General features: G+C 67.1%; 1 protein-coding gene. It reads right to left on the reverse strand.

Annotated features, from left to right (window positions below; translation table 11 throughout):
- Positions 1–20: 20 nt before the first annotated feature.
- Complete coding sequence (locus ACWCXH_RS39885; protein ID WP_449806411.1) at positions 21–1,211, reverse strand: IS110 family transposase; 1,191 nt, start codon at positions 1,209–1,211, stop codon at positions 21–23.
- Between the last annotated feature and the right edge of the window lie 242 nt (positions 1,212–1,453).

Below are 1,453 nucleotides of genomic sequence, written 5' to 3' on the forward strand. Positions count from 1 at the left end.
TACACCTCCTAATGAGGTTGTCAAGCTGCGGCAGTGACAGAAAGGTTGCTTCGGTAGCACTTTCCGTCACGAATGAGAGCCCACAGGACGTTCACGCGTCGACGGGCCAGGGCGAGCACGGCCTGGGTGTGCCGCTTGCCTTCGGAGCGTTTGCGTTCGTAGAAGCGGCGCGAGTCGTCGCAGTTGCGGATGCTGATGAGCGCGGATGTGTAGAAGACGCGTTGCAGGCCTCGGTGGTAGCGCCGGGGCCGGTGCAGGTTGCCGCTGACGTTGCCCGAGTCCCGAGGGACCGGGGCGACTCCGGCGAGACTGGCGAGGCGGTCGGCGGTGCCGTAGCGGCTCATGTCGCCGGCGGTGGCGGCGAGGAACTCGGCGCCCAGCAGCGGGCCGATGCCGGGCATGCTGGCGATCACTTCAGCGAGTTCGTGGTCGCGAAACCGGGCCGCGATGATCTTGTCGATCTCGGTGATCTGCTCGTTGAGACTCATCACCTCCTTCGCCAGGGTGTGGATCACCTGCGCGGTGATCTTCTCCCCGGGGACGGCAGTGTGCTGTCGCCCGGCTGCTTCCAGAGCAGCCTCCGCCAGGGCTTCGGGGCTGCGGACCTTGCGGTTACGCAGCCAAGTCTCCAGGCGGCTGCGGCCGACCCGCCGCAGGGCGGCCGGGGTCTGGTAGCCGGTCAGCAGGACCAACGGGCCGACGTTACCCAGGTCAATCGCCCGCTCCAACGCCGGGAAGATGCTGGTGAGTTGGCCGCGCAGGCGGTTGATCCGGCGGGTGCGGTCGGCGTTCAGGTCGGTCCGGCGGTTGGTGAGGACCCGCAGCTCGATGGCGTGCTCGTCGTCCGGCCGCAGGACCGTCAGGTCCCGGCGCATGCGGGCCTGGTCGGCGATGACGGTGGCGTCCTTGGCGTCGGTCTTGCCCATGCCTCGGTAGCCGGCCGAGGCCCGGTTGACGGCCAGGCCGGGTATGTAGACGAGGTGCTGGCCGTGGTTGAGCAGCACACTGATCCACAGTGCGGCCATACCGTCGGCGACGTCGACAGCCCAGACCACGTCCTCATCGATGGCCAGCACGTCGGCGAGCAGGGCCAGTAGCTCCGGTTCGTCGTTCAGTACGCGCCGCGACAGCAGCCGTTCGCCTTGCGCGTTCAGCACCACGCAGTGGTGATGGGTCTTGCCGATGTCCGTACCCGCCCAGATCCGGGCCACTCGTACCTCCGGTTGCTCGCTGAGTGCTGCACTCCGGACGACCTCGCCGGCGTGGTCCTACTCAGCGATGCACCCGAAGGGCTCGCAGCTCCTAATCAGCGGCCGAGTCGTCGTGAGACTCCGGGCGGCCAGGTGTATCGAGCCATCGAGGACAACCACTCCATAGCCATACCCGGAGTCTCTGGATCTCAAGACCATACGACTGGCCCGTCCGACCCCACCAACAACGTAGGACCACTCCA

The organism is Kitasatospora sp. NPDC001660 (genome assembly GCF_053596725.1).